Source organism: Sphingomonas sp. 10B4 (genome assembly GCF_035019905.1).
In the GTDB taxonomy this organism is placed as follows: domain Bacteria; phylum Pseudomonadota; class Alphaproteobacteria; order Sphingomonadales; family Sphingomonadaceae; genus Sphingomonas; species Sphingomonas glacialis.
The window spans coordinates 1-245 of sequence record NZ_JASJVC010000500.1 but is presented as its reverse complement, the minus strand read 5'-3'; the positions used below and the strand labels follow the sequence as shown (position 1 = coordinate 245).

1 protein-coding gene is annotated in these 245 nt (G+C 66.5%); it reads right to left on the bottom strand.

Going from position 1 to position 245, the window contains the following annotated elements; all coding sequences use genetic code 11:
- A partial coding sequence (locus QN347_RS20640; protein ID WP_323494524.1) for a PRD domain-containing protein occupies positions 1–245 on the bottom strand: 245 nt, incomplete at both ends.

The window sequence follows — 245 nt, the reverse complement described above, 5'->3', positions numbered from 1 at the left end:
CCATTGGGTTCGTCCCTCGTCGCGTTGAGGAGGTGCATGGTGAGGAACACCGCTTCCTCGTCGGGGAGGGCGGTGTCCAGGCTCGCGCTGACCGAGCGGGCCATGGCCGTGGCGGCGTCGAACTCCTGCGGGTGAAGGACGCGCAATTCGGGCATGGACGTCGTCGGGATCCGGATGCCTTTCTGCATCCGTTCGAGCACGAATTGGATGTGGTCGATGACGGCGAGCGGCAACCGGCGCCCGAG